This is a genomic window from Arthrobacter sp. OV608, assembly GCA_900110595.1.
In the GTDB taxonomy this organism is placed as follows: domain Bacteria; phylum Actinomycetota; class Actinomycetes; order Actinomycetales; family Micrococcaceae; genus Arthrobacter.
This window is the reverse complement of record FOEZ01000020.1, coordinates 1-26,706: the sequence shown is the minus strand read 5'-3', so window position 1 is coordinate 26,706 and position 26,706 is coordinate 1. Positions and strand designations below refer to the sequence as shown.

21 protein-coding genes and 5 pseudogenes are annotated in these 26,706 nt (G+C 59.7%); 15 read left to right on the top strand and 11 right to left on the bottom strand.

Going from position 1 to position 26,706, the window contains the following annotated elements:
- Window positions 1-14: 14 nt before the first annotated feature.
- From BMX78_RS19180 to BMX78_RS19170, 3 genes are all read left to right on the top strand, one after another.
- On the top strand, window positions 15-512 hold the full coding sequence (locus tag BMX78_RS19180) for a MaoC/PaaZ C-terminal domain-containing protein (RefSeq protein WP_211482596.1): 498 nt from the start codon (window positions 15-17) through the stop codon (window positions 510-512).
- Between the two features lie 175 nt (window positions 513-687).
- The gene (locus BMX78_RS19175) at window positions 688-1,503 is read left to right on the top strand and encodes a polysaccharide deacetylase family protein (protein WP_286139170.1); all 816 of its coding nucleotides are present in this window, start codon (window positions 688-690) and stop codon (window positions 1,501-1,503) included.
- Window positions 1,504-1,508: 5 nt separating this feature from the next.
- Window positions 1,509-2,135 (top strand): adenylate kinase, encoded by a 627-nt coding sequence (locus BMX78_RS19170; protein WP_502686312.1) that lies wholly within the window; start codon window positions 1,509-1,511, stop codon window positions 2,133-2,135.
- Window positions 2,136-2,703: 568 nt separating this feature from the next.
- Here BMX78_RS19170 and BMX78_RS19165 read toward each other — a convergent pair.
- Window positions 2,704-4,371, bottom strand: coding sequence for a PucR family transcriptional regulator (locus tag BMX78_RS19165; protein ID WP_091422981.1), 1,668 nt, complete (start codon window positions 4,369-4,371; stop codon window positions 2,704-2,706).
- 355 nt (window positions 4,372-4,726) lie between these two features.
- Between BMX78_RS19165 and BMX78_RS19160 the strand changes: the two genes are divergently transcribed.
- The 9 genes and pseudogenes from BMX78_RS19160 to BMX78_RS23485 form a co-directional block, all read left to right on the top strand.
- Complete coding sequence (locus tag BMX78_RS19160) at window positions 4,727-5,965, top strand: NAD(P)/FAD-dependent oxidoreductase (RefSeq protein ID WP_091422976.1); 1,239 nt, start codon at window positions 4,727-4,729, stop codon at window positions 5,963-5,965.
- Window positions 5,966-6,262: 297 nt separating this feature from the next.
- A complete protein-coding gene (locus tag BMX78_RS19155) occupies window positions 6,263-7,168 on the top strand; it encodes a nitrilase-related carbon-nitrogen hydrolase (protein WP_170850884.1) in 906 nt (301 codons plus the stop codon).
- Window positions 7,168-7,569: an acyl-CoA thioesterase gene (locus BMX78_RS19150; protein WP_091422967.1), complete on the top strand. Its 402-nt coding sequence runs from the start codon at window positions 7,168-7,170 to the stop codon at window positions 7,567-7,569. The genes BMX78_RS19155 and BMX78_RS19150 overlap by 1 nt, the downstream gene beginning before the upstream one ends.
- Before the next feature lie 114 nt (window positions 7,570-7,683).
- A complete protein-coding gene (locus BMX78_RS19145) occupies window positions 7,684-8,046 on the top strand; it encodes a EutQ-related cupin domain-containing protein (RefSeq protein ID WP_091422962.1) in 363 nt (120 codons plus the stop codon).
- A gap of 639 nt (window positions 8,047-8,685) precedes the next feature.
- Window positions 8,686-8,837 (top strand): annotated as a pseudogene (locus BMX78_RS23495) (helix-turn-helix domain-containing protein); the annotation flags it as partial.
- A 71-nt stretch (window positions 8,838-8,908) separates the two neighbouring features.
- Window positions 8,909-9,130, top strand: coding sequence for a hypothetical protein (locus tag BMX78_RS23195; RefSeq protein WP_091422961.1), 222 nt, complete (start codon window positions 8,909-8,911; stop codon window positions 9,128-9,130).
- Between the two features lie 68 nt (window positions 9,131-9,198).
- The gene (locus tag BMX78_RS22865; RefSeq protein WP_170850883.1) at window positions 9,199-9,750 is read left to right on the top strand and encodes a site-specific integrase; all 552 of its coding nucleotides are present in this window, start codon (window positions 9,199-9,201) and stop codon (window positions 9,748-9,750) included.
- Between the two features lie 185 nt (window positions 9,751-9,935).
- Window positions 9,936-10,251: pseudogene (locus tag BMX78_RS23490) on the top strand (IS110 family transposase); the annotation flags it as partial.
- 41 nt (window positions 10,252-10,292) lie between these two features.
- Window positions 10,293-10,705 (top strand): annotated as a pseudogene (locus BMX78_RS23485) (transposase); the annotation flags it as partial.
- Between the two features lie 174 nt (window positions 10,706-10,879).
- Here BMX78_RS23485 and BMX78_RS19115 read toward each other — a convergent pair.
- The 8 genes and pseudogenes from BMX78_RS19115 to BMX78_RS19085 all read right to left on the bottom strand — a co-directional run bounded on the left by BMX78_RS19115 (window position 10,880) and on the right by BMX78_RS19085 (window position 18,459).
- Window positions 10,880-11,650: a CocE/NonD family hydrolase gene (locus BMX78_RS19115; protein ID WP_286139159.1), complete on the bottom strand. Its 771-nt coding sequence runs from the start codon at window positions 11,648-11,650 to the stop codon at window positions 10,880-10,882.
- Window positions 11,604-12,014, bottom strand: a complete 411-nt coding sequence (locus tag BMX78_RS19110; protein ID WP_091422945.1) for a CocE/NonD family hydrolase — start codon at window positions 12,012-12,014, stop codon at window positions 11,604-11,606. Before BMX78_RS19110 ends, BMX78_RS19115 begins: the two co-directional genes overlap by 47 nt.
- 27 nt (window positions 12,015-12,041) lie before the next feature.
- Entirely contained in the window at window positions 12,042-12,491 is a 450-nt protein-coding gene (locus BMX78_RS19105) for a CocE/NonD family hydrolase (protein WP_139205033.1), read from the bottom strand.
- Window positions 12,394-12,600 (bottom strand): annotated as a pseudogene (locus BMX78_RS23730) (CocE/NonD family hydrolase); the annotation flags it as partial. The gene BMX78_RS19105 and the pseudogene BMX78_RS23730, both read right to left, overlap by 98 nt.
- Window positions 12,597-13,877 (bottom strand): ATP-binding cassette domain-containing protein, encoded by a 1,281-nt coding sequence (locus tag BMX78_RS19100; RefSeq protein ID WP_091422932.1) that lies wholly within the window; start codon window positions 13,875-13,877, stop codon window positions 12,597-12,599. The gene BMX78_RS19100 and the pseudogene BMX78_RS23730, both read right to left, overlap by 4 nt.
- A complete protein-coding gene (locus tag BMX78_RS19095; protein WP_091422929.1) occupies window positions 13,874-15,832 on the bottom strand; it encodes a dipeptide/oligopeptide/nickel ABC transporter permease/ATP-binding protein in 1,959 nt (652 codons plus the stop codon). The genes BMX78_RS19100 and BMX78_RS19095 overlap by 4 nt, the downstream gene beginning before the upstream one ends.
- Window positions 15,829-16,770, bottom strand: coding sequence for an ABC transporter permease (locus BMX78_RS19090; RefSeq protein WP_091422925.1), 942 nt, complete (start codon window positions 16,768-16,770; stop codon window positions 15,829-15,831). The genes BMX78_RS19095 and BMX78_RS19090 overlap by 4 nt, the downstream gene beginning before the upstream one ends.
- A gap of 108 nt (window positions 16,771-16,878) precedes the next feature.
- The gene (locus BMX78_RS19085; RefSeq protein ID WP_170850882.1) at window positions 16,879-18,459 is read right to left on the bottom strand and encodes an ABC transporter substrate-binding protein; all 1,581 of its coding nucleotides are present in this window, start codon (window positions 18,457-18,459) and stop codon (window positions 16,879-16,881) included.
- 340 nt (window positions 18,460-18,799) lie between these two features.
- Between BMX78_RS19085 and BMX78_RS19080 the strand changes: the two are divergent.
- Window positions 18,800-19,014: pseudogene (locus BMX78_RS19080) on the top strand (IS3 family transposase); the annotation flags it as partial.
- Window positions 19,015-19,813: 799 nt separating this feature from the next.
- On the opposite strand, the gene BMX78_RS19075 reads toward BMX78_RS19080, so the two are convergent.
- A complete protein-coding gene (locus BMX78_RS19075) occupies window positions 19,814-21,208 on the bottom strand; it encodes an MFS transporter (protein WP_091422919.1) in 1,395 nt (464 codons plus the stop codon).
- A 400-nt stretch (window positions 21,209-21,608) separates the two neighbouring features.
- Window positions 21,609-23,291: a choline dehydrogenase gene (locus BMX78_RS19070; protein ID WP_091422916.1), complete on the bottom strand. Its 1,683-nt coding sequence runs from the start codon at window positions 23,289-23,291 to the stop codon at window positions 21,609-21,611.
- 345 nt (window positions 23,292-23,636) lie between these two features.
- Between BMX78_RS19070 and BMX78_RS19065 the strand changes: the two genes are divergently transcribed.
- Both BMX78_RS19065 and BMX78_RS19060 read left to right on the top strand, forming a co-directional pair.
- A complete protein-coding gene (locus tag BMX78_RS19065; protein WP_091422912.1) occupies window positions 23,637-25,085 on the top strand; it encodes an aldehyde dehydrogenase family protein in 1,449 nt (482 codons plus the stop codon).
- 19 nt (window positions 25,086-25,104) lie between these two features.
- The gene (locus BMX78_RS19060) at window positions 25,105-26,253 is read left to right on the top strand and encodes an alcohol dehydrogenase family protein (protein WP_091422907.1); all 1,149 of its coding nucleotides are present in this window, start codon (window positions 25,105-25,107) and stop codon (window positions 26,251-26,253) included.
- The last annotated feature ends 453 nt before the right edge of the window (window positions 26,254-26,706 follow it).

Sequence of the window (26,706 nt, the reverse complement as noted above, 5' to 3'; positions counted from 1 at the left end):
GAGACTTTACGGAAGTGAAACAAAAATTGACTACTCACCTTCTCGGCACGACCAATGAGTCAGCCGTACGCTATCTGGAAGAGCTGGATCTCGGACAGCAGTGGACCTCGGCAGGACGAACCGTCACAGAGTTCGACGTCGTAACCTTCGCCACATGGTCAGGAGACATGCACCCGCTGCACACCAACGAGGAGTATGCCAAGACGACAGAATTTGGCACCAGGCTCTTTCATGGCCCCGGCGCACTTTCAATCGCCTTTGGGCTGGAAATGGCCCTGGGATGGAAGAACGGCTCAGCAATCGCCTTTCTGGGGATAAACAACTGGAACCTCTGTGCCCCGATCCGTATTGGCGACACTATCAGTGTTCGTGAAGAAGTGATCGGCATTAAGCCGTCTGCCAGCAAGCCGGACCGCGGAATCGTAACTACCCGCGTTCAAATTCTTAACCAGGACGGTGTGATCTGCCAGGAAGGCGACTGGATTGTCCTCCTTTCCCGTCGCCCCGCCTAGGCTCAGTACACCACCCTCAAAATTCGTCAAGGCGGTTTCCGTTGCCTGAAAAAGAAAGTTGCTCGTAGTGTCACTTCATCTACCAGAGGGCAAACGCCTTGCCGTTTCTCTAAGCCCCGATTTTGACGCCCAGAGCGTATGGCTAGGCACTTTTCGCTCAACGTCTCAGTCTTTGATGTCCAGAGGAGAATTTGGTGCCCTGGTCGGTGCCCCTCGACTTCTCGATGTCTTTCGGCGTTACGGAATCACTACGACATGGTGTGTGCCTACACACACGATGCAAACTTTCCGTAGCTCAGTGGATGCAATTGTCGAGTCCGGCCATGAAATCGGCGCTCACGGCGTCTACCACGAATATGTTCCTGCACTCGATCGAGCCGAGGAAGAACGGCTGCTGGAACTGCAAATAGCCCAGCACGAAAAGCTCCTGGGTAAACGTCCGCGGGGATACCGCTCACCGGCACTGGATGTTACCGACAACACCCTCGATCTCCTTGCGAAATTCGAGTTTGACTGGGATTCTTCCCTAATGGGCCGAGACTTCGAGCCCTACCGGCCGCGAATGGTGGTCGGTGTCAGTGAGGAAGAGGGAAACACCTTCGGCCCGGAGAGCAGCGTGCTTGAGTTCCCCGTGTCCTGGTTCCTTGACGATTTCCCCGAACTTGAGTCTTTCAAGGGAAACGCGCTCATGCAGAGCAACGAGACTGTTTTGGCTCGTTGGATTGACAGTTTCAATTTCGCCTATGAGCGCTGTGCCGGTGGCGCGATGACGTGGACATTGCACCCGCAGACCATTGGACGAGCACACAACCTTGTCATGTTGGAAAAGTTCCTCGATCACGTCACTTCATTTGCAGATGTGTGGTTTCCCACCCTCTCCGAGCTCTTCAACTGCTGGCAGGACGACACTGCGACCGCGCAGGCGTCCTCCCCGACAGTTTCCGGACCCACCCGCAATGACCTCGATCCCCTTGATAGGAGGCTTCCGTGATCAGAATGCTTCTCATAGGTCCACCCGGAGCTGGCAAAGGTACGCAGGCCACATATATTGCAAAGAAGTACGGGATCGTCAGCATTTCCACCGGCGACATCTTTCGCGAAAACGTCAAGAATCAAACTCGGTTGGGCCAGATTGTTGAATCGTACCTGGATTCAGGGCAGTTCGTACCGGATTCGGTCACGAACGAGATGATCCGTGAGCGTTTGCGGCAGGACGACGCCCACAACGGATTCCTGTTGGATGGATACCCGCGCACCGTAAGCCAAGTGCATTTTCTCGATGAGGTGCTTGCAAATAGAGGCTATGAACTTGACCTCGTATTGCAGCTCACGGCTCAAATGGAAGAGCTGGTCCAGCGCCTGCTCCTGCGGGCCGAACGCGAAAACCGTTCAGACGACACAGCGGAAGTCATACGGAACAGGATGGCGCTATACTTCGAACAAACAACCCCTGTTACGTCCCGATATGGTGAGCGCGGCATCCTGACGAGGGTAGATGGGGTCGGCAGCATCTCGGACGTTTGCACCAGAGTTTCGACCGCCCTCGATCTCGCACTGGGATCGTCATCACGATTTACCACTGTTTCTGCCGACAACAGTTTGGAATGGGCGCTGCAGCTCTAATCCCTTCGCGCTTCACAGAACAGCCGTGATTCTGGGGCTCTCTGTCGGCATTTCAGACTGTTGTCTCAATCCGGAGAAGCTACGTTTCGGGACATCCGTTGTCCCGCTATTTTGCAAGCCTCCAGCCGGAACGGATCTACGCCTACGGACTCCATGCATGCTCGGAACAACGTCCGTCCGTGTGCCATGGAGCTTCGGCGGAAGCCGTCGACAGAGGAATGGAAGCCGCCATAACACCTTGGCCGCCCAATTCCGCCGCCGGTGCAACGGATACTTTTCGACCCACACGCACGATTTTATCTTCGCAATAGGCGCCATTTCCCCAAACCACTCGGCCTGACGCCGCGGAACGGAGTCCGGACAGGTTCTTGGGCCTCGAGACTATTTCCGTAGCCAACAGGATGGCACGCAGGGCACGTCCACCCGACCTCCGCCGTGGGGCAACTGTTGGGGCGGATGAAAATCCTCTCTGATTCCGAAAGAGCCGCCAGGAGGGCGTGTCCACGAATTTCACACGGCATTTACAACGCCAGCCGCTCACGTGTTTCTCCCGCTCACATGAAGTGCGTCACCTGCCGGGTGCACGAACGACGCCGGCTCTTTCGGCGGACGGCCTCGAGTAGGGCAGGACTTCGCTTGCTTCGACGTCTGATGGCCTACGGCTTCGGCCAGTGTCGCCCGACGATTTGGGCCTCGGCTGCTGAATCCGTCCAAGCTCAAGGGCTGTCAGTGCCAAGAAGACGGAAGAAACGGCACCAGGTTCCCTCAAATTGATGCCCAGGATTTCTTCAGCTTTGGCTATCCGGTAGCGCAAAGAGTTGTGGTGTATGTCCAGATAGTCGGCCGCGGCATTGATGTTTTGAGCATGTTCAAAGTAGGTCTGGAGCCCCTCAACTAGCAGTTCCCGTCCGTCCAGGGGCTTCAGGAACTCCTGAGCCCATTTGATCATCTTGTCGAAGCCCACGTCAGCGAAAAGCCTCGTTGCGTAGTTGAAGTCTTCGTAGGCCATAACTTTGGGACCCCGCGCATTGCGGCGAAGGGTCCGAACCGCCAGCTGCGCATCCTGGTAAGAGTCCAGAATGTCTCCTAAAGCGTGCACACTGCGACCGACTCCAATGAGCGCGTCCGGGAGTTTAGAGCCTTCCGCCACGATCGCACGCCGGAAGGCCTGAACACTGCACTGCGCCGCTATCGTTATTGTCTTGTCCTTGGCGGTCATGAGGTATGGGATGGACTGCGACTCCAGCGCTTTGCCCAAAATTTCCGACAGATCCTCAGTCGCTGGCAGCGATCGCGATGCAACTGCAGGACGAATTGGCCGAAAAACAATGGTCCGCAACTCATCCGCAAAAGACAGACCGAAAGCCGTGATCCGGGCAGCCAGTTCGGAATTCTGAGGCTCTCGGCGCAATGCCAGCGCTTCCTCAAGCACTGCGGTGCGTATGGCTCGTTCTTGCTGTCGGGCTGCCACGGCCATTCGCTGGCTGGCCTCCACCAGGGTTGCCGCCACGTGAGCTGCGGAGGTTGAATGGCTATCCGGAAAATTCGCCCGCCTGGCGGTGATGACGAGCCAACCGAAATGCGAGTCAGCCTCATTAGCAGCCGAAATTTTGGCTGCCACCCCCCGCCATCCGTCCACGTCCACCTTCTGGGAGTCGGCCGCGGTACGGCCGATCTCTTCGAACAGAAGCGACATAGGTGTGGGACCGGTCGCATGAACAGTCTTACCGAATCTGTCGATCAGGACTGCGGTGGCATTACATACGTGTGCCAAGCGGGAGAGAAGCGCCGGAATCGGTTCAGTTTCCGTCATCGCCTGACTCAGGGCCCTCTGCAAAGAAGCCAACCTACGGGAAACGGACTCCTCCGGCATCTGCATTGATCGGGAAAATGACATGACGACGTGGGCAACGTTCAGGGCTGGATCAACGGCGATGACAACGTGCTGCTCCCCGACGGCTTCGATCCCTTCAGAAAGAGATGACTCGGACGCCGTAACAAAGATTACTCGTCCAGGCCCGTGATGGGTGGCCGCAGCAAGGTCATTAAAGCATTCGGCACCTGGGCATATGACAACCACATCCGTGTCCGCTGGCAAGTCTTCCGGCTTCAACAAGACAACAGCGCCGTGAACTTGTCTGGACTGCTGGGAAGCGTCCCCCGCGACAAGCTTCACAGCAGGACCCAAGTCGGCGAGAACAGCTCCAAGTGGTATGGAGGTCGGATCATCTATCATGGGGAACTCTTTCGGGAAGAGACCGGGACGGGCGGCTGGCCTCGCCGACCGCTTTCGCCCAGACTAGACCACAAATATAGCCGTCCCCCTGTGAGAATTCTAACGCTCTTAGCGGAGCGTTGGACAAGAAACAATTACACCGGTGCTGGTGGGCTCCTAACGTCGCAGGTAGAGACTCGAACGCCATACTGCTGGCAAATGGCCTGCTTGCTTTATCCGGCTGTAGGTCGAGTTGCATGGGCTTGACCTCTGGAGAATCAAGCGTCAAGGACTTCTCGCCCTGCTATCGGATTCGTCTATCTGGAAGACTAGCGAAGAGGGCCACAGGAAGCCCCGAGGAAGAAGGTATCTTGCCATGAGCTCTGACACACTGGCGACAGGTGACATCGTCGTCATAGGAGCAGGAATTGTGGGGCTTTGCACCGCCTGGGAGCTGCGCAAGCGGGGATTCGACGTCGTCGTCGTGGAGCAGCGTTTTCCTACCTACGGTGCTTCCGGACGAAACCCGGGCTCCCTTTGGCTGCAGACGAGGCGCACAGGGGACGAACTGTCACTCGCCAAAGCCGGCAAGGAAAAGTACCAGGACTACCTAAGCGAACTTGGCGACGTGTTTGATTACCGCAATGCAGGCGGCCTTTTTTTCTTCGAAAGTGAAGCACAGGGCCGGGTTCTTGAAGACTATGCTGCCAACCGTCGGGCAGCTGGCCTGAATGCAACCCTGATCAGTCGGGAGGAGGCTCAGAAGCATTGCTCCATCCTTCCGGAGGGTGCTCTCGGAGCCGTCTTTTGCGCCGATGATGCCCAAATAGATGGTGTGCAGTTCGTCAACGCTCTGGCCAGCGCCTGTGTCCGGGCCGGGATCCGGACTTTTGAAAACACCTCTGTTCTTTCGACCCTGCGAAATGGCGAAACCGTAACAGGGGTACGCACTGTCCGGGGCGAGATTCATGCATCAGGCGTGGTGTGGGCAACGGGCGCTTGGTCAACCAACCTCCGGGCCGAGGGAATCGATGTTCCCATCGGCACCGCCAGAGTAGGTCAGATGCTGACTCAGCCCGTAGACACGCGCTTGAACGCCATAATGCATGGACCCAGGGGAGTTTACGGATGCGGGGCGCTTACTGACCTTCCAACTTATGACCCCGCGGTTTTTCCTCGCCCAAACAGCTCCATCGCTGGAGAGGGCCCTGGCGGGGCGTCTGGGTCCTCTTTCGTTGACTATGACGACTCGATCGCCCAAAACCGTGGAGGGTCAATATTCATTGGCAACAGTTTTGACGGACGGGGTTCCCTCAATCCCCACATAAGCATTAACGCTACAAACGCTATGGTTTCCACAACCCTGGACAGATACTCAACCCTGGCTGACTACGGCGTTACCGGTCTTTGGGCAGGCCTCGGATGCGAAACAAGTGACCACCTGCCCATCGTCGATCGCGCTGACGGCGCCTACATCAATGTCGGTCACGCCTGGGGCATCGCAAGCGGGCCCATCTGCGGCCAGGTAATGGCGGAGGTCATCGCCGGGGAGGCCAGCGTCTTTGCTGGTGCCTTGAAGATGAACCGGTCGGCCCTGAGAGCCTTGGGAGAGTAGCTTTCCAGTACTCGATGCCATGTCAAAAGCCTTAGCGGCTGGCCAGTGGTCCTGGCCTTTGGCCTGAGGACCAAATCATTGGCTACCCTGTCGGAATCCTTCTAGTGTTCAGCCCTTCGACGCTCCATTAGCGTCTATTGCATGGGTCGGTCCGGCACATGGATAGCCATATAACGCCATGTACCACCTGAAAGTTCCTTCTACGACCTGCCGACCAGCTCGTCCGCGACCGCGGGAAGAACATAAATGGAAGAATCGCCGATCAGAGACGGCCGACTTCTCAGACAGGAGATTCCTATGACCAAAGCGTCACTAAAGGTAGCCACCGTTCAGTTCGAGCTTCGGCCGGAGAGGACCCTCCGCCAATATCTGGATCATGTAGAGCGACTAGTAAAGCGCGCGGCGGAGCAACAGGCCGAACTCGTGCTTTTCCCCGAGCTCGCAAGTACGGGGCTTCTCGGAGCTGTCACCGATCATGAAGTCACTACTGCCACAATCACATCGGACTATTGGAAGTTCTTACCGGAGTTCACAAACGACGTCGTTGAGGGGACGGGCAGAATGGCCCGGGATTACAACATCGTGATTGCTGGTGGAAGTCACAACCGGGTCGCCGAAGACGGTTCGCTGCGCAATACCGCTTACATCGCGCACCCGGACGGTCGGTTCGAATCCCAGGACAAAATACACCTCACACCTCAGGAGCATGCTCTCGGCGCCCGCGGTGGCGATGAACTCCTAGTGACAAAGATTGGGCCGTTTACTGTCGGCCTCCTGATCTGCGCGGACATCCAGTTCCCTGAGCTCTCACGCTATCTTGTGCACAAAGGCGTCGACATGATTCTTTGCCCTTCGCTCACTTGGAACCGGCGGGGCGTCCACCGTGTACGTACCGGGTGTCAGGCGCGTGCTATTGAGAACCAACTGTACGTCGTGATGTCTCCGCTGTTCGGTACAAGCGGCATTCCGACCGATTCCCCGATGTTCGCTGTGGGCAGGGCCCTTATCGCCGGGCCCGTGGACAAGACGGTGGGAGTCAACGACGGGATCCTGGCCACCACAGCGTCAGCCGACGAAGAACTGCTGGTCGCCGACTTGGACCATGACCTGTTGGTTGCCTCACGGGCGAAACCCGAAGCACCCGGCCTGGCACTTCGTAGGCTGGATCTGTACGCCAAGCTCCAGGCAGAAATGGGAGCCTGATGCCCCTGTACCAGCATCGTGTGAGGAACCACGAGGTGGACTCTCAGGGGTTTCTCTTCAACAGCCGCTATCTCGAGGTCGCCGACGTAGCGATGACGGAGTTCTTCCGCAGCATTGGTTGGCCCTACCCGAAGCTGGTCGCTGAAGGGACGGATCCCTCGGTTGTCAGTGCAGTTCTTTCTTTCAAATCCCCCGCCTACTTCGACGACCTTTTAAACGTTGATGTCAAGTGCCGAACCGTCGGGACTTCCAGCTTCGCGATCGAGGTATCGATTGCTCGTGGTGGAACGGAGGTTGCGAACGTCGAACTCGTTTACGTCAACGTCGACGCAGCTCAGGCCCGTTCCCGACCCCTTCCGGAACCCGTCGCGCTGGCACTCCAAGGCGCATTGCAGGGCTGATCCAAACCTCTGCTCTGAGTGTCGGTACTTTTTCTCAATTGAGCACAGCCAGCTAGCCCGCCGCACAAGACGAGCTGGCCATCGAAGCACGAACTACACCCTTAGGAGCCCCACATGGCCATCACTTTGAACCACAAACCCGCTTTTGACCCAAGCAACGTGAACGACTTTGGTCCGGCAAAAATCGAACATAGAACGGCCGGCAGCGAGCTCACGCAGCTTGGAACATACATTATGACCTTCCAGGAGAACGGCTTCAGCGACCCCTGGACCGTTCAGTACGAGGAAACAATTTACGTCATCGAAGGCCAGGCTCGGCTGGTCATAATCGATGGTGAACACAAGGAAACCTTGACCGGTGACGCCGACGAATTGCTTGTGCTTCCCAAGGGAACCACTGTCCAGTACAGCGCAACCCCCGGCACCCGGCTTCTGCTTTCCATCAGCCCTGTCCACTGGCGCGATGCAGGCGCGTAGGCAGAATCCGGATTATGGAAGCCATATTCGCTGAGGGTCCCGGCACAACCAGCACAAGGGCCTCTTCCAGGACTGAGACATCAGAGTCAAGCATTCCTTGGGTTCTGGTGGAAGTAGGGCAAGATCTAGTCCTCAAAAATGGGAATCACCGTTTTGCTGGAACAGTAGACGCATTGACTAGTGACCGGAATATCATCTGGGTTATCTCACGGATTGGCGAGCGACGCCTCTTCCACACAGCTGACGGTTACGATGTGTTCCTTCAACAGCCCCTTCCACCATCGGATTACGCTCAGGAGGGCGACTGATGCAGCCTGGGAATCACAATCTGAAATGTTGAACGTATCCGATTTGTAAAGCGTCCTTTGCGTCTTCCAGATATCAGTATTGGGAATAAAGGTTCTCTAAGGCGCGCTGGGCAACGTGATCGGATGGTACGAGTTCGGTGTCTTTGCCTACCTCATCACTGTTATGGGTCTCGTCAAAGTTAGGAGTCTCATGGGCTCATTAACAGACAACTTATGCCGCTCTCCTACGAAGCACTAGTTGTACTGAGTCGAGACGTTGGTTACATCGCGAATAGGTGAAGACCTCTTAGATTGGTGGTTACCACACGCAGCCAACGACTAAGAGGTCCTCATGTTCCACCGTAATGCCCGCCTGACCCCAAACGATAGGCGGATCATCATCGAACGCGTTCTGGCCGGCCGCCCGATTGCCCTGTGGCCAAGGAAATGGGCATCTCGCGGACCTGCGCCCACCGCTGGCTTGCTCGGCTGGCCGGGTCTGGGCCGAGGACCCGGAGGGCGGACCACGCCGCGATTTGACCTTCGGAGAGCATCGTGGTTTCTGGACCTGGGTCATGGTCGAGGAGCTGCGGCACACGGGCATCCGCATCGAAGAGCTCGGTGAGCTCTCACACCACAGCCTGATCCAGTACCGGCTGCCCGACACAGAAGCACTGGTTCCCCTGCTGCAGATCGCCCCTTCCAAGACCGACGCCGAGCGAATCCTGGTCATCTCGCCCGAGCTCGCTGACGTGCTATCCCAGATCGTCTCCCGGATCCGCGCCGTTCAACCCTAGGTCCCGCGGGTCGTGTCATACGACAAAAACGAACGCGTCTACAACCAGTCCCTGCCCCTGTTGTTCCAATGGCGGCGTCTCGACAACCGGGAGTTTCAGAAACCGCGTTACGCACATACCTGGACCACGCGCTGCAGGAACTCGGCATCAAGGACGGCGGCGGCAGCCCGATGCGCTACACCTTCTACGACTTCCGCCGCATATTCATCACCGATGCGATCATGCACGGCATGCCACCGCACATCGCCCAGCTCGTCGCGGTACACGGCGACATCAACACCACCATGGGATACAAGGCCGTCTACCCCGAAGAAGTCATCAACGGCCACCGTGAATTCATCGCCCGACGCCGGGCTCTACGTCCCAACCAGGAATACCGCACCCCACCGATGCCGAATGGGCCGAGTCCATCGGCCACTTGGAACCGCAAGGTCTCCATCGGCGAGTGCGGCCGCTCCTACCACACGCCCTGCATCCAAGAGCACAGTTGCCTGCGCTGCCCGCTGCTGCGGCCCGATCCCACGGCCAGACCCCGTCTGGCACAGATCCGCGACAACCTCATTGAGCGCATCGCCGAAGCCGAGTCCCACCGCTGGCTCGGAGAAGCCGAAGGCCTCTAAGTCAGCCTCCCAGGGGCACGCGCCGAATTTGCCGAAATCGACCAAAATAACCGAGGGCCGAAACACGACCCAACTCGGCCTGCCCACCTTCACTCAAGCCGCCGGCCGTACCAACATCAGCCTACCCGGCTCCCGAAACGTACAGTAATATGGACGATTTCCCCGCAATTTCTTAGTTCGGAGAAGAGGTTTCCGAAGCTGCCTGGCTGGCGCAGCTCGGCGCGCACGGTCTGCTGCACGCCTGTCGAGTCCCTCCCGAGAACATCCGCCTGCTGCATGATCTGACCCGGACCCGTACCGCGATCAAAGATGAACGCTCCTGGGAGATCCAGCAGCTGGAGAAGATGCTGGAGCACTCCGGAATCGAACTCTCCTCGGTCGCGACCGGCATCATCGGTGTCTCTGGCAGGGCAATGCTTCAGGCCCTGATCGAAGGCCAGAACGACCTGGCAGTGCTGGCCGATCTGGCCAAGGCCCGCATGCGACGTAAGATCCCCGCGATGCCCACAGCAAGGACATCGGCCCCAGGCCCGGATCGATGAGCTCGGCAGCCCTTTAGCCCAGCCCGGGGACTGCTGCCGACAACCCCGGACATCAGCAACCGCACCGCCGAGGTCACCATAGCCGAAACCCGCGCCGATATGAGCGTTTCCCCACCGCCGGACACCTGGCCTCGTGGGCCGGCACCGCCCCCGGTGCCGACGAGTCCGACGGGCGGGTCGAGTCCACGAAGAGCCGGCCCGGAGAAGGGCCCTCGGCACGGCCGCTCTCACCATGGCCCGATCACAAACCACGTACCTCGCGGCCAAATACCGGCGCGTCAAGTCCCGGCGCGGGCCGATGAAAGCCCTCGTCGCCGTCGAGCACTCCGTGCTCATCGCCATCTGGCACATGCTCACCACCGACGAATGCTACGCCGATCCCGGACCGGACTACTGCACCAGACGCCAGCCACTGCGCAGCAAGGAAACAACTCGAAACACTCAGCTAGACGGTCATCCTCGGCCCCTCCAGCCAACCTGCTAAGACCACCAACCGGCGAACACGACTCCGCTCACCACAATTTTCGCGTCAGAGGGTCTGACGATAGGGGGATGATATGACGTGCCGAGGTGAACCGTCAGGGCGGCTACCCAGAGACCGGAACCACCGGCAACTCGATGTAGGAAGGATGACCGGCGTCGTGGAAGAGCGTCTCGCGAGCTGCCACGAAGTCGGCAACCCCCTGGTTCCCGGTGTTCAGATTGCGATTCCAGCGTGGGAAGCTGCTGTTCGTCACCTGGAGTCTGATTCGGTGACCAGCCAGGAACGCATTGCTGGTAGCCCAAAGATCGATCTCGACCTCTTGCGCTGTATCCGCACCGTCGACAATGCGGAAGATGCCATCGGTGAGGTTCAGAGAACGGCCATCCTGGTCGACGTCGCAGAGTCGCGCAATCCAGTCGGCCGACGGGGCGGAGCTTTGGACAGTGAGCCTCGCCCAGATCGGCCCGGTGACCTCGAGGTCCTCCTTGAGGACCTCAGACGTGAAGACCAGCACGTCCGGTCGCGATTCGACGATCGCCTGGTCGCGAGGGCCGCGGCCGGGACCAACCCCGATCGTGCCACCGATTGTGGGCACCTGATCCGCCGGGTCGTAGTCGGCCTCGCTCGGCGCCGCCTCTTCGGGCAATGCCGAGGTGCTGAGAACGCCGCCTGAGCGCAGATTCCATCGCTCGGTTCGGGCGCGTTCCAGGGGACACGCGGCCTCATCGCGCCAGACGTTCGTGCCCATCACGAAGATCCTCACGGGCGGCGAGGGATCAGGAGCAGTGTCATCGCTGCGCTGGCGACGCAGGAACGCCAGCACCTCGTCACTCCAGCTCCCGTACGGATGCGCTCCCGCATCCCGCGAGGCCATGATCCCGAAGTCTTGCACGCCTACCTGGCCGCCGAAGTCCCCGTGTGTCCACGTGTGTCCACGGACCGACGATCAGCCGTGACTCTTGTCCGAGATCGCGCATCGTCGTGTAGGCGTCGAGTGTGCCCTGGATGCAGCTGTCGAACCACTCTCCCGTGTTCAGACTCGGGATGGTGACCTGGTCGTGGCGGCCTGCGAAGCGCATGTGCTGCGTCGCCTCGACGTCGGTGGCCAGATCCAGATCGACCATGACCGGTATTCTGTGGCGATTCAAGACGGGCAACTCGGTTACCGGTAGCCCCCAGTAGCCGTCCGCTTCGAGGTTGTCGAGATCTTTGATGAGCGCAGCCGAGCGATTGGCCATCTCCTCCTGCGTCAGACCTTGACGTGACTACCAGTCGAACGCCGCAGCCATGGCCCATCCTACGATGACCGAAAACTGCGTAGCGCCACCCCGGGCGACGAGGGCCTCGCTCGGTTCAGCCCAGGTCATCAACGGCGTGATCGCCTTCAACGCAGGTGGCTGCTCGATCGCTGCCCGCCACTGTGTGTGGCCGCAGTAGCTGCCGCCGAGCATACCGACGCGACCGTTCGAGCCGCCAAGCTCCGCGGCCCACGCGATCGTGTCAGCGCCATCGTGACCCTCGTTGCGCAGCGGCTCCCATGCGCCGTCGGACGCATAGCGTCCCCGCACGTCTTGGATCACCATAATGAAGCCCCTGGCGGGCAACCTCGGTCGGCGGGAAACCGTTCCACAGGTTGTCAGCTGCGCCGGACTTGTTGTACGGCGTGCGGACGACCTGAGCCGGCCACGGCCCGTCTCCCGAAGGTCGGTACACATCCGCCCGAAGGTTAACACCGTCGCGCATCCGCGCGGGAACGTCGAACTCGACGATCACGGACGGCTGGGCGGTCACCGACGAGATCACGGCGACATTTTCTTCGTTCATGCTTGGCTTTCGATCGTGTGCGCTCCGGCCCTGGCTCCGTTTGGATGAGGGCTCGGCTCGAGCGGCTCGTCGAATGAACCGACGAGCTCGAGTGCGCGTGCTCGATCGCCTGTTTCGATTGCAACCGCCAGATCTCGGATTCGTCCGTACAGCACGCCGGACTGCCCACGGGAGATCAGGGCGCTGCACTTTCTCGCTCGCGCCTCTTGGACGAGAGTTAACATGGCTGCGGGGGTCATGGCCTCAGCGGTCCGGGGCGCCAGCTCGAGAACAGCCGCCCTGAGCGCGGTGACGCCGTCGACATCGGCGACTCCCGCAATGCCCCGGGAAAGCGGAAGCGCCAACGCTCGAGACTGAGGAACAGGTTGGGCGAACACCTCGGTCACAGCTTGATGTTCAAGTGTTCGGAGAACCTCGTCAGCCCGCTTGCTGCGGTCACCGGTCGCATCCGCAGCAAGCCGTGTCATTGCCCGACGGGTTGATCGGCGGTCTCGCTGCAACTCAGAATCGGCACTCAACGACGCCGAAATGAGTCGGCGGGTGTACGGCTGAGAAGGCTCGTCGGTCACTCCCGCGGCGTCGCCCTGCTCGATGAGTTTGCCGTGTTCGAGTACAGCGATGCGCGTGCTCATGTGTCGCACGACAGAAAGGTCGTGCGTGATGAACAGGTAGGCCACTCCGCGCTCGCGTTGTAGTTCCAGGAGCAGGTTGAGTATCTGAGCTTGCACCGACAGGTCGAGTGCGGAGACCGACTCGTCACAGACGACGAGCCTCGGCTCGGGGAGGAGCGCTCGCGCGATCGAAATGCGCTGTCGCTGTCCACCAGAGAATTGAGCGGGGAACTTCGACAGCGCCGAGCTATCGAGGCCCACACGATCCAGCATGGCGACGACCCGCGCCCGCTTCTCCCCCCGCGACATCGGCGGCGAATTCGCCAAAGTCTCGCCCATGCTCTGTTCGATTGTTCGATGCGGGTTGAACGAGGTGTACGGATCCTGGAAGACGGCCTGGATCTGGGTGCTCAGCTTGCGACGCGCCGCGCCGGTGAGACCAGCGATGTCACTACCGTCGAAGCGAATTGTCCCTCGCTCCGGCTTCACGAGCCCGAGCACCGTGTTTCCCAGAGTCGACTTGCCCGAACCGGATTCCCCGACCAGCCCGAGGGTTTCTCCCTCATTAAGGCTGACACTGACTCCCTCGAGAGCCACCTTGTCTTTCCGGCGACCTCGTCCGCGGTACATCACCGTCAGGTCTCGGACTTCTAGCAACGAGCTCATGTTCTCACCAATTCGTCCACGTCGGTACGGATACATCGCGCAGCTGAGCCTTCGTCGAGCGTCACCATCGGAATAGGCCCCGTGCGACAGGCGTCCTCCGCCAGCACACACCGGCTGGCGAACCGGCACCCGTGCGGCCAGGAACCCGGCACCGGCACGGTGCCAGCGATTACCGGCAGGAGTTGACGTGGAGCGATACCGACTGACGATGACTGCAACAGTGCCCGAGTGTAAGGGTGCGCAGGATGGGCGATGATCGATCGCACGTCCGCGCTCTCGACGACCTGCCCGGCGTACATCACAAGCGCGCGATCACAGGCCTCTGCCACGACTCCCCAGTCGTGGGTGACCAGGATGAGCGCCATCCCAGTCTGTTCGCGCAGGTCTCTGAGCAGGTCGAGAATCTCACACTGCACCGAGACATCGAGAGCAGTTGTGGGCTCATCGGCGATCAGGAGATCTGGTTCGCCGGCTAGCGCCCGCGCGATGGCGATGCGTTGCGCCATACCGCCCGATAGTTCGTGCGGATATTTCTTGGCCACCGCATCCGGCTCAGGCAGCCGCACACGGGCCATGAGCTCCCTGGCGATCTGGCGTGCCTTGCCTTTGCCGACACCCCGATGCAACCTGACCGCCTCTTCCAGCTGATGTCCGACCGTGAATGCGGGATTCAAGCTGGAGATCGGCTCCTGCGAGATGAACCCGATTCCCGTTCCCCGGTAGGCGTTCATCTCGCGCTCGCTTAGCGAGGTCAATTCCGCGCCTTTGAACGAGATCGAGGCGGCTGCCACGTGGGCGCCCATGGGAAGCACACGAAGCACTCCCGAGATGGTCATCGACTTTCCACAACCGGACTCGCCGACGATCGCGACTGCCTCTCCCGGCGCCACATGGAAGTTGACGTCGTCGACGATCGTGACTTCGCTCGAGCCCCGCGGCAATCTGACCGTCATGCCCTTCACGCTCAAGATCGATTCCTGCCCCAGGGGTGCTGCTCCTCCGCCTGCCGGAGACGCAGCCTGGGAGACCTTCACAGCGAGCGCGCGCCAGCTGAAAGCCTTCGACGAACCGCTCGACCGGCCCATATAGGCATCACGGATGCCGTTTCCTAGAAGCGTGAGGCTCAGAGTGACGACGGCGATGATGCCACCGGTTGGTACGAGCATCCATGCACTGATAGGCATCAGGTTCTGGGCGTCTGTCACCAGGTTTCCCCAGCTCGGTGCGGGAGGCGCAACGCCGAGTCCGAGGTAGCCGATGCCGGCTTCGGCGATGCACGCCACAGCGGCCACGATACTGATCTGCGTCAGCGCCGGCCCGGTCACGCCCGAAAGGATGTGGCGGCGCATGATCTGGAAACTCGTCAGTCCGGCCACCCGCGCGCTGGCGACGTAGAGCTCCTCACGAACGGCGATCGTGGCTGAATACACCACTCGGGCCAGTGTCGGAGCCATGATCACGCCCAGTGTGATCATGGCCGCGGCTTCGTTGTTCCCATAAATGCCGAGAATGACCAGCAGCATCACCAATCCCGGTACAGCGAGCAGCAAGTCGCACAGTCGCATGGCGACCGTTTCGACCCACCCACCGAGTGTACCCGCGGTCAGACCGAGGAACAGTCCGATAACGGCGCACACCACCACTGCCTGCACGATTCCCAACAGGGTGACCTGGCCACCGTGGAGCATCCTCGACAGGATGTCGCGGCCGAGCTGGTCAGTTCCGAGCAGGTGGCTCGCGCTTGGCCCTGCGGCCGTGTTCTGCAAATCCTGGTCGAGAGGCCCGTAAGGCGAGACCCACTCGGCGAACACGCAGGCCAAGACGATGACGAGCAGAACGAGGCTGCATGCGACGGCGATAGGTTGTCTGACGAGACGCGGGAGGAAACCGGCCCCGCGTTCGGCCGCCCGACGAGACTGTTCTTGAATTGCTGCACCTTCAATGACTGCGCTCATCGCGCCCTCGCCTTCGCGTTTAGGTATCCTGAAGCGATATCGGTCAAGAGGAATACCACCACGACCATAGCCGTGTAAAAGACCGCCAGACCCTGGATGACTTGCAGGTCGTGCTTGGTGGTGGCGCTCACCATCAGAGTGCCGAGACCGGGCATGCCGAAGATCTGCTCCATGAGGATAGTGCCGCCGATCAGGCTGACGAACACCAGGCTGACCATGGTCAGCACAGGCCCAGCGGCATTCTTCGCAACGTGCTTGAACACGATCCGCTTCCACGGATAGCCGTTCGCCCGGAGACTGCGGACGTAGTCACTGCGCATCGCGGACAACATCTCGGCCCGTGTCACGACCGCGACCAACGCGATTTCCGACACGCCGAGGACGACCACCGGGAGAATCAGCGATTGGATCCATCCCGATGGGGAATCGGCGAAGGGCACGTATCCGGAGACGGGCAACCAGGCGAGGTTCACACCGAATACGAGAACGGCGATCAATGCGAGCCAGAAGCTGGGGAGGCCTCGACCGAGGACGGCGAGCACCTCCGCCAACCGTCCGGTGATGCCGCCGCGAATGGCAGCGATCGCGCCGGACGTCACACCGAGGATGATGACGAGGAGCAAGGCCCCAACGGCCAGTGACATCGTCACCGGGATTCGAGATGCGATGGTATCGGCCACTGGCACACCAGAGACGACTGACAAACCCAAGTCGCCGGTGATCGCGTGGCGGAGCCAATCAACGTATTGCACGAGTACTGGCCGGTCGGCCCCGAGCTTCGCATTGAGCGCAGCCACAGACTCCGCGGAAGCGGTAGGGCCAAGGATGGCCTGCCCGACGCTCCCGCCCGCGAGCGAACTCAGCATGAAGACGATGAATGAGATCACTCCCATCAGCGGAACCGCCACAATCAATCGTCGTATGACGACACTTAGCATGATCTCTCCTTGAGTATCACGTCACGAGAGCTCTTCGACGCGAGTCGAGGCGCTCTCGGGTGAGTGGCGCCGCGGCCCCCGGTGACGGGAGCCGCAGCGACAGACCAACTACTTCTTCGCAGCCCAGGCCGAGATGGCAAATTGACCCATGGGATCGCGCTTTCCGACGTCGATGCCCTTGGAGTAGATAAATTGGGGAACCGACACGATCGGAATGTACCAAGCCTTGGCCGTCATCGTGTCGTTGAACTGCTTCGCATTCGCCTCGAAGGTATCTTTTGTGGAGGCGTTCAGTGCGTCGTACGCCTTATCGAGATCCGGATCGGTCGAAGCGAACGGATTCCATACGGCAGAGTAAGGCAGCTTGTACAGCCGGTACGCTTCGTTCGGGAGCGTGCCGTACAGCCCGTACGAAACAGCGCCGGCGGAGTACTTCTTAGCCGCGAAGTCCGTGAAGAAGGACGAGTTCGGGAGCGACTTCAGATCCAGCTTGATGCCTATCTTGGCGAGTTGCGCCGCTGCGGCGTTCACTGCGATGGTCGCGTCAGGGTCGTCGCTGTTCACTTCGAGAGTCATCGAGAAACCGTCGGGGTAACCGGCGTCGGCCAACAGCTTCTTAGCCTGGTCGACGTCGTAGGTGTACTTCGAGGGCAGGTTGTCGTCGTGGCCGGGGAAACCGGCGCCGGTGAACTGGTCCTGGGAAGCGATCGCGGTTCCGACTGCCTTGGCGATCGAGTCGCGATCCAAGGCCAGTGCCATGGCCCGCCGCACACGCACATCGCCGAGTTCGGGGGTGAGCTCGCCTGCCCTGTCCCACAGCATAATGGCGGTTGCTTGCACTCGTCCTACGGTGCTGTCGAAACCCTTGGACTTGGCCTGATCGGCCAGCTGGGCGCCACCCGTCATGTTCACTTGGATCTGTCCGGAGGCCAGCGCGTTCATCGCCGTGTTCTGGTCTGCGATCACACGCAAAATGATTTTCTTGTAGTTCTGGCGCGATTTGTCGTAGTACAGCGGGTTCGGCGTGTACGTGTAGTGGTCGCCGTTCTGGCTTTGCGCTGCGTCGTAGACATAGGGTCCCGCGCCGAACGTCGCGGTCTTCAGCTTGTCGGGGTTGGCGAGCCCAGCAGCGCTGATGATCATGCCGTTGTTGCAGTTACCGCTGTCCGACAGGATCGACTCCATACCGGCGAACGGTGCGGGCGACGTGATCGCGATGGAGTCCGTATCGACCGCGGCGATTTTCCACGGCTTGATGTAGCCGTCATTGAGCCCGGGCACCGACTTGTAGTAGTTCAGCGTGTTCAGCACCGAATCACGCGTGACGTCTGTTCCGTCGGCGAACTTGACCCCGCCGCGGATCTTCATCGTGAAGACCGTGTTGTCGCTCGAGTACTGCCATGACGCAGCAATGCCGGGCTCGTAGCCGCCGTCCTTCGTGATTCGAATTAGCGGTTCGTAGGCCAGCTGGAACATTGGGCTCGAACATTGCTGCGTGAGCTCAAAGCTCGTGGGCGAATCGATTGGGAGTGCGACGGTGAGTGTGTCGGACGCCGCCGAACCTGACGAGGAGCCGCCGCCGCTGCACGCGGTGAGGGCCACTCCAAGCGCCGCGGCGATCAAGCCCGCTGCGAGCCGTCTACCGCGGCGTACCTTTCCTATCGTCCGACCTTGCTTCAAAACCTGCATGGTACCTTCTCCTACTGTCATCCGTGGTCGCGCGCATCCACGCTCAACCACTCGGTTCAACCATCTCTTGACGGTCATCATTTAGTTCAGGGTTTGCGCTGTGTAACGTTCAAGACTCTTGACACTCCGGTGTGCAATATGGATCTTTCCGACGTCCACTACCGCGGGGATTTGGCGATCTTCGCGAAAGCATAGAATTCGGCTGACCTTCGTCGGGAAGGTGGCGCTATCCCTGACGGTGTGGGCCATAACTCATGATCATCTGGGACGCCCTCTACGAACATTGGAAAGTTTCCGAACAGAGCGTCGAGCCATAAGTGTCACCACGATGCTGAGTCGCACCAGCGACCCGGCATTCGGGTACCGGGCTATCGCCGACGAACTCCTTCAGAAGGGCATCGCAGCGGGCAGAACAGGGTCCAACGCTTATGCCGGGACCACGGCATCTGGTCGGTGTTCTCGAAGAAACGCGGCCTGAACTGCAGACCCGGGCCGCCGGCCCACGACGACCTGGTGGAACGGGACTTCACCGCAGCTGCTCCCAACGAGCTGTGGCAGTATCCTGTCCCGCTGCGCTTAAGGCAGAGGCCCCTTAGGTACCAGCCGGCGTCGACGAGTCGAACCGACGCAGTCCCTGGGACTTGAGCCACGCCGTCGTCCATTTGATGGGCCACCACTCCGAGGCCGTACGGCCCTCGAGTTTTCCCAGATGGACTGCGGGCGCCTCGTGGGTGCTTCCGCCGCAATGTCAGAACGTTCGATGGTGGTCAAAGGCCGTCCATCTGACGCGACAACCAAGACCAGGTGCACGTGATCATCAGCGAATAGGGAAGGAACATCGCCAACGGTCGAAGTCCGAGGGAGCGTCTTCGGGATATTCACCATCGCTGCCCCGACTGTGCCACTGATCGCTGACGGAGCACTCTCCTGCCGGTCCAAAACTTCTCCCTCCCCATATGGATCGAGTATGGGATCCCGCCCATACCGCGGGCATTGGAACCCCACCAAGCGAATAGGCCCAGCCTCGGCTCTTCTCCAGCCCTCCGTCGCCTTCCTGCGGCATCAGTAGACCCTCCGACCCCTCGGTGTCGGGCCCCCGACCAGCTCATCTGCAATGAGCTGGTCTCACCAACGCTCTTGAACGAAAGGGCACTTAATTCATCAGCCGGAGCAGGCCCTCCCAAGAACATAGCGTGTCTATGGAATCGTGCTTCTCGCTGCTGTAGGAGGGTGTCTTGGACCGGCATTAAAGTACCGCCAAGCCGAAGTTGTTACTGACGTTCCGCTGCGAGTATGACCAGAGCAGACTACCCAGCCCAGCCTCAACAGGTCAGCCGGAAAATGACCGACGGTCCTAGCCGGTAACGCGACGACGACTGGCGAATGCGTGGACAAGTAACGCCACGAATACCGCCATACAGATGAGCGCCCCGATCGCGAAGGTCGCTCGGATACCGTCCCCGGTCGCGTGGAGATCAGGTGCCATGTTCGCCGCGAGCACAGCACCGGAAACGGCGGTGCCGAAGGATGCGCCAACAGACCGTAAGACCTGGTTGAAGCTCACGGAGCTTCCCACTTCCGCCCTGGCCACGCTTCGGGCGATGAGGGCAGGCATTGCGGCGTAACTGGCCCCCATACCGACACCGAAAGTGACCATCCCCACCAGAATCTCCCAGAGTTCATCGTGTGCAAACCAGAGCAACATTCCAGCCCCGGTCATAATGCCGGCACCAATCGGCAGAAGCGTTGCTAGCTTTATTCGTCGTGAGAGCCAGCGGACCAGGCGGTTGGCCGCGAAGCTTCCCAAGGAGAGCGGCAGCATCACGAATCCAGCCCAGAAGACCGGGAGGGCTATGCCATACCCTGTGGACAGAGGAGCTTGTGCGACGAGACTTGAAATTGAGAGGCCAATATACAGTGCGGCGCCTAATCCGGTTCCAGTGGCATTAGCGAGCAAGACCTCACCGTGTCTGAATACTCGTAGGTTGATCAGAGGGTCCCGCAGCCGTAGCCCCGTCCTGACCCAAAGGAACAGAAAGAGAGCGGCCAAAGCAAAGCTGCTCATAGTCCACGGAGACGTCCACCCCCAGGTTGGTGCCTCGCTAACACTGATCAATAGTCCGCCCAGTCCTAGACTGAGTAAAGCGGCCCCACAGTAATCGAATGGTAACCGTGCGGCACGCGTGTCAGGTCCAGCCGGAACTGCAACGAAGACGACCACGATCGCGGAAACCACAAAAAGCACCGCAAACCAGAATGCGATCCGAAAATCCGTCAGGCCTGCGATTACCCCCGTCAAGGGGTAACCTAATCCCAGCCCGGTTGCGACTGTCACGGACAAGCTGGAGATAGAAACCTGCACTTTGTCGACAGGAGCATAGCGGCGGGCAAGGGAAATCGTGACCGGCACTATCCCGTAGGTCAATCCCTGAAGGGCCCGACCAACGAGGAATACCGTAAAGTTCGGTGCCAAGGCCGCCACCATGGAGCCAAAAAGGATAACGGTCAAAGAGACTAAAAGAAGCCGCTTCTTGTAGGGGCCATCACTCAGGCGCCCCATTATTGGTGTTGAAATCGCTCCAGACAACAGGTTGACGGTGAGCATCCACTGTGCGTTGCTGACTGAAACACTCATCTCACGAGAGATGGCAGGCACTAGCAACATGCCGAGCGAACTCACGATCGACGTCGAAAGCGCTGCATAAATCAGCGCCGGAACCAGGCGGGAGGGTGCAGCTGAGTCAGTCATCGAACAAATCCGATGCCAGTTTTCTCGGGGCAGATACTGCTGCCTCAAAACTCGCCCACTCTTGGAGCGTTGGTATCTCTATCCCGACGTCAGCCAGCCTATGGTGCCCTCTGGCCCACTTCTTGTGCATGAAAAGTCCCTGTCAAGTTGAAAATTGTTGTCCACCGTGCTCCCCCACGCCGACAGAACACTGGATTGGAACCGAAACGACAGGGACAAGTATGGAGACGGATTCGTCGAATACGAACGTTCTAACGATCAGGGCATAGTGAAAAGGCTGAAGAACTCCTATTTACAAAGCTAATTGGCCACCAGCGGCGGCTCGGATCCAAGCCCACCGTGCGCATAAGATAGATCGCTGCGGACGCCCCCAAGCCCGCGGGTCGGCCAAATGCTCGTGTTAGAGGCTGAGACCCTCCGCCGCAACATGCCGGTAGAAGTCGACGTGCTCAGCGGGGAGCGGATCCTTGTTGAGGATGACGTCGGCCGCTTTCTCGGCGATCATCATGACCGGCGCATAAAGGTTCGCATTCGGGATAGAAGGCATCACCGATGCATCAACAACTCGAAGGCCCTCAACGCCGTGTACTCGGAAGCTGTGGGGATCAACGACGGACTGGTCGTCGCTCCCCATCTTGCAGGTACCGCATGGGTGGTAGGTCGTCTCAGCATCCTGGGAGACCCAATCGAGGATCTCCTCGTCCGTCTGGACTTCAGGGCCGGGCGAGAGCTCGCCGCCGTTGAATGCTGCGAAGGCGGGCTGATTCATGAGGGCACGTGTAGTGCGAACACCGTCAATCCACTCCTTGCGATCACGTTCGGTGGACAGATAATTGAACGTCGCAACGGGTTGTTCAAATGGATCGCTGTTCCGCAGCTTGATGTGCCCCTTCGACTGTGGCTGTTGCGGACCGAGGTTGATCTGATATGCGTGAGGAGTCTCTGCGGGGGTGCCGTCGTTCCGCACGCCGAGCGTGAGCATGGTCATCATCAGGTTCGGCATCGGAGCGTCATGGATGGAGCGGACGAAGCCGCCGCCCTCGAAGTGATTCGACGCACCCGGCCCGCTCTTATTGAACAACCACTTGAGACCTGTAATCGGGTAGGTGTGCTTTTTGACGATGCTTTGGTTGGAGACAGGCTGCTTACACTCAAACATGATGAACGCTTCAAGGTGATCCTGCAGGTTCTCGCCGACGCCAGGCAGGTCGGCGACGACGTCGATGCCGTGCTCCCTTAGCTCAGCGGCGTTACCGACGCCCGAAAGCTGCAGCAGCTGTGGCGAGTTGTACGCGCCGCCGCTCAGAATGACTTCAGCGCCTCTCGCGATGGTCCGCTTCCGAAACCGGGTGGCAAACTCGACGCCGACTGCGCGAGTCCCTTCGAAGACCACCCGCGTTGCTCGCGCGCCTGTGATGACATCGAGGTTTTTGCGCTTCTTCGCCGGGGCAAAATAGGTGCGCGCAGCGTTGTAGCGTTCACCGTTCTCGATGTTTGAGTCGAACGAGGAGAAGCCCTCCTGCCGGTAGCCGTTCACATTGTTGACGAGTTCGTAGCCCGATTGCTTGGCCGCTTCAAAGAGGGCGTCGAACAACGGGTTTCGTGATCCGTTGTGATGATGCTGATTGACTGGAATAGGTCCCGATCGACCGCGGTACGCACCGGTTGGATCCGAGCCCTTGAACGTCTCTATCCGCTTAAAATACGGAAGTACGTGAGCGTAGTCCCATTCTTCGGTTCCGGTCTCTTGGGCCCAACGCTCGTAGACGAGTGGATTGGCGCGCTGATAAAACATCCCGTTAATCGAGCTGCTTCCACCCATGACCCTGCCGTGATAGTGGTCAATTCGACGACCCTTGAGGCCTGTCTCCGGCTCGGATTTGGTGCGCCAGTCATAAAAGGGGTGGCCCATGAGGAAGAGGAATGCTGCGGGCACTCGCACGGGGACATCAAGCGAGGAGTATCGGTGACCGGCTTCAAGGACCAATACCCGGTTTTCTGGATCTTCGCTCAAACGGTTCGCGAGGACGCAACCTGCGGAACCTCCCCCAACAATGATGTAGTCATAAGCGTCAAGCTTCATTGTTTTGTCCTCACGTGGTAGTTGGCGTTGTTCGAACGACGTCGCTCGAGTGTAATCCGTGCCTTGCCAACATCCTTCCCCAAGTGGCAGAGCGAGGGGCTAGGGAAGATTACGAAGTAACGGACGGCACCTTGTGAGCGATGACAGATGATGGATATCCGTGTTCCCAGATGGAGCAACCCAGAAAGCCCGTCAGTTGCCAGCACATCGTCGACAGTTGTGCCAGGGCTCACTTTTCTATGTTCGTTTCAGAAAATATACGAGGCGGCGCCCACCGCGGCACGCGATGATTGAGCTTGACAGTGACCCAACCTTGGACGACGACCACTGAGGAGCAACTCGACAATGACCCTGGAAAGCATGGACTTTATGGCCTTTGCGGAAACGTACCTCGCTGATGAGAACGGTGAAGACGCTTCGAAGGTATTCAACCCGGCGACCGGAGAAGTGATCGCCAGATTCCCCATAGCGTCTGATTCCGACGTCGATGCTGCCGTGCAGCGAGCCTCGGAGGCGTTCAAGACTTGGGGAAGCACCTCACCAGCTGAGCGCGCGGCCGTTCTGCTCAAGATCGCTGATGCGGTCGAGCAGGAGATCGACGAGTTCGCGCGGATCGAGAGCCTGAACGTGGGGCTTCCAATCGGAGATGTGCGCGACTTCGTGGTGCCGACTGTCGTGGACGTTCTTCGATTCTTCGCGGGTGCTGCCCGCATCTCGACGGCGCCCGCCGTCGACGAGTACGACAACGAGAGCACTTCATGGGTTCGGCGGGAGCCGCTCGGGGTCGTTGGACTCATCACGCCCTGGAACTATCCTCTACTGATGGGAGCCTGGAAGATCGCGCCGGCGCTCGCAGCCGGGAACACTATGCTGCTCAAGCCGGCGACTGTGACACCACTCAGTACCCTCAAGCTGGTAGAGATCGCCAACCGCTTCCTTCCTGAAGGCGTAATCAACCTCATCCTGGGTAGCGGATCGGCGGGCACCGCGATGGCCAAGCACCCCGGAATCCGAAAGATCGCCTTCACCGGCGCAACCTCGACGGGCAAGTTTGTGGCAGCAACGGCCGCGGAGACCGTCAAGAAGGTGGGCCTCGAGCTTGGCGGCAAGGCACCGGTGCTGGTGTTCGCGGATAGTCCAATTCGCAAGACGGCCAGGGATCTCGTGACTTTCGGGTATTCGGGCGCTGGCCAGGATTGCACGGCTGCTTGCCGCATCATCGTTGAAGAGTCTGTCTACGAGGAATTCGTCGAGGCGTACTGCAAGGAAGTCAGCGAGCTTGTCCTCGGCGACCCCTCCGATCCTGCCACGACACTGGGGCCGGTGATATCAGAAAAGCAACTGAAGTCCGTCCTCGGGTTCATCGAACGCGCACGCGAAGCCGGCAACACGATCAAGACGGGCGGGCGACAGGCAGATCGTCCAGGCTGGTTCATCGAGCCGACCGTGATTGTAGACGTCAAGCAGACGGATGAGATCGTTCAGAGCGAAGTGTTCGGCCCGGTCGTAAGCATCCAGTCTGCAAAAAGCGATGATGAAATGCTGCAGCTCGCTAACGACGTCAATTACGGCCTGTCGGCTAGCGTGTGGACGACCAATCTTGCGCGCACTCTGCGCTTCACGAAAGAACTGCGCTTCGGCACGGTATGGGTTAACCAGCACACGCCCAATGTGTCGGAGATGCCATTCGGCGGATACGGCGAGTCGGGTTACGGCCGCGAGCTATCACTGCACGGTCTGGACGAGTACTCCCAGCTTAAGCACGTAATGGTCAAGCCGGGGCTCGACCTTTAAGAAACGGGAGGACTCAGAGATGACAGAGGGATCAGTGACCACGATTACGAACATTCCCACAAAGATGGCTGCGGTCCAGCTCGTCGGCCATGGTGGGCTCGACCAGCTGGTGTACCGGACTGATGTTCCGACCCCTGTGGCGGGGCCGGGAGAGGTGCTGGTCAAGGTCGGTGCGTGTGCGCTCAACAATACCGAAATCAACACACGCACGGGATGGTACGACCGAGTCGTAGAGGAGTCCGTCTCAGAAGAGCTTGGGCGGTCGGGGCGCGACGACGGTGCCGGTGCGACGTGGAATAGCGCGAAAATGTCGTTTCCCCGCGTTCAGGGGGCTTCGGTGGCTGGAACGATCGTAGCGGTCGGGGATGGAGTGGATGAAAGCCGGATCGGTACCCGAATCGTCGTCGATCCGTCTGTTCGTGATCCGAAGCTTCCTCGCCGTGCACAGATTGTTGAATACCTGGGTGGTGACCGGGACGGAGGATTCGCGGAGTATGTGCATGTGCCATCTGTGAACGCCCATCACGTGAGCACAGACCTCAGCGACGCTGAGCTCGCAACTTTCCCCTGCTCTTACGACACTGCCGAGGAGATGCTGGCCCGGACCGAACTGGGCGATGGCGAGACAGTCGTCGTCACTGGCGCAGCCGGCGGGGTGGGCACGGCAACTATCCAGCTGGCGCAGGCACGTGGCGCCCGTGTTATCGCAATTGCGAGTGCTGGGAAAGAGGCACGGCTGCGGGAACTCGGCGTCGACGGATTTGTCTCTAGGCAGGAACCGGACTTAGTGGCTGCCGTTGCAGATGTCATCGGTGAACGTGGTGCCGACGTTGTTATCGATGTTGTCGGGGGCAGTATGTTCGAGAGTTTGCTCCTCATGCTTCGGCGCGGGGGGCGATACGCGACAGCGGGAGCCATCGGTGGACCGGTGAGCCGTATCGACCTCCGGGAGCTTATCTACAAAGATCTGGAGTTGCACGGGATCACGAACCCGACGCCCGAGACGTTCGCGCGTCTCGTCGGTCTCATAGAGGAGGGAAAAATCAAGCCTCTCGTGGAGGAAGTCTTTCCGCTCTCAAAGCTCCCTAACGCCCAGGAGACCATGCTGAAGAGAACCCATATCGGCAAGATTGTCGTCGTTCCCGACGGTTACATGACTTCCGGTTAAAGTACACAGAAGTGAAAACATTTGGAGGCGCTGGCCGGGGACTTGATGGTCCCGGCCAGCGTTTTCGCTTTTCTTGCCGGTATCGGGGCCGGCTGTTTACAAATTTGATGATGTCGAACGTCACGAGAACGAGCTGCGGCAGCGTCCACACCGGTCACTGCGCCAAGAACCTGGACCGCCGCTTGCACCCGGAAGCCAAGACCAAGCCACAGCCAGCGAAACGCGCGCCAACCGGATTACCTAGGTAGCAAAAGCCCGGAACCACTCCAAACGCTCGGGGCGAGGCCATCTTAAACGCAGTGCCGTGGGCATCGACCGGGAGGTCCGCACCGAACTAAGTGGGCTCTTCGCGGTTCGCGGGGGAACGGGTCCCTGAGATAAGTGTCATGCCGCCGTCAGGACGGCACTTCTCAAGAGAATAACCGCTTTGTAATTGGCAGGGTTGCGGTAGCC

Coding starts and splice junctions, on each gene's coding strand:
- BMX78_RS23195 (WP_091422961.1), top strand. CDS start 8,909: ATGGTCGAGGAGCTGCGGCACACGGGCATCCGCATCGAAGAGCTCGGT.
- BMX78_RS19065 (WP_091422912.1), top strand. CDS start 23,637: ATGACCCTGGAAAGCATGGACTTTATGGCCTTTGCGGAAACGTACCTC.
- BMX78_RS19100 (WP_091422932.1), bottom strand. CDS start 13,877: ATGAGCTCGTTGCTAGAAGTCCGAGACCTGACGGTGATGTACCGCGGA.
- BMX78_RS19070 (WP_091422916.1), bottom strand. CDS start 23,291: ATGAAGCTTGACGCTTATGACTACATCATTGTTGGGGGAGGTTCCGCA.
- BMX78_RS19150 (WP_091422967.1), top strand. CDS start 7,168: ATGCCCCTGTACCAGCATCGTGTGAGGAACCACGAGGTGGACTCTCAG.
- BMX78_RS19110 (WP_091422945.1), bottom strand. CDS start 12,014: ATGGCCAATCGCTCGGCTGCGCTCATCAAAGATCTCGACAACCTCGAA.
- BMX78_RS22865 (WP_170850883.1), top strand. CDS start 9,199: ATGGCGGCGTCTCGACAACCGGGAGTTTCAGAAACCGCGTTACGCACA.
- BMX78_RS19115 (WP_286139159.1), bottom strand. CDS start 11,650: ATGGCCTCGCGGGATGCGGGAGCGCATCCGTACGGGAGCTGGAGTGAC.
- BMX78_RS19175 (WP_286139170.1), top strand. CDS start 688: ATGTCCAGAGGAGAATTTGGTGCCCTGGTCGGTGCCCCTCGACTTCTC.
- BMX78_RS19145 (WP_091422962.1), top strand. CDS start 7,684: ATGGCCATCACTTTGAACCACAAACCCGCTTTTGACCCAAGCAACGTG.
- BMX78_RS19170 (WP_502686312.1), top strand. CDS start 1,509: ATGCTTCTCATAGGTCCACCCGGAGCTGGCAAAGGTACGCAGGCCACA.
- BMX78_RS19105 (WP_139205033.1), bottom strand. CDS start 12,491: ATGTGTACCGACCTTCGGGAGACGGGCCGTGGCCGGCTCAGGTCGTCC.
- BMX78_RS19155 (WP_170850884.1), top strand. CDS start 6,263: ATGACCAAAGCGTCACTAAAGGTAGCCACCGTTCAGTTCGAGCTTCGG.
- BMX78_RS19095 (WP_091422929.1), bottom strand. CDS start 15,832: ATGAGCGCAGTCATTGAAGGTGCAGCAATTCAAGAACAGTCTCGTCGG.
- BMX78_RS19060 (WP_091422907.1), top strand. CDS start 25,105: ATGACAGAGGGATCAGTGACCACGATTACGAACATTCCCACAAAGATG.
- BMX78_RS19160 (WP_091422976.1), top strand. CDS start 4,727: ATGAGCTCTGACACACTGGCGACAGGTGACATCGTCGTCATAGGAGCA.
- BMX78_RS19075 (WP_091422919.1), bottom strand. CDS start 21,208: ATGACTGACTCAGCTGCACCCTCCCGCCTGGTTCCGGCGCTGATTTAT.
- BMX78_RS19090 (WP_091422925.1), bottom strand. CDS start 16,770: ATGCTAAGTGTCGTCATACGACGATTGATTGTGGCGGTTCCGCTGATG.
- BMX78_RS19085 (WP_170850882.1), bottom strand. CDS start 18,459: ATGCAGGTTTTGAAGCAAGGTCGGACGATAGGAAAGGTACGCCGCGGT.
- BMX78_RS19165 (WP_091422981.1), bottom strand. CDS start 4,371: ATGATAGATGATCCGACCTCCATACCACTTGGAGCTGTTCTCGCCGAC.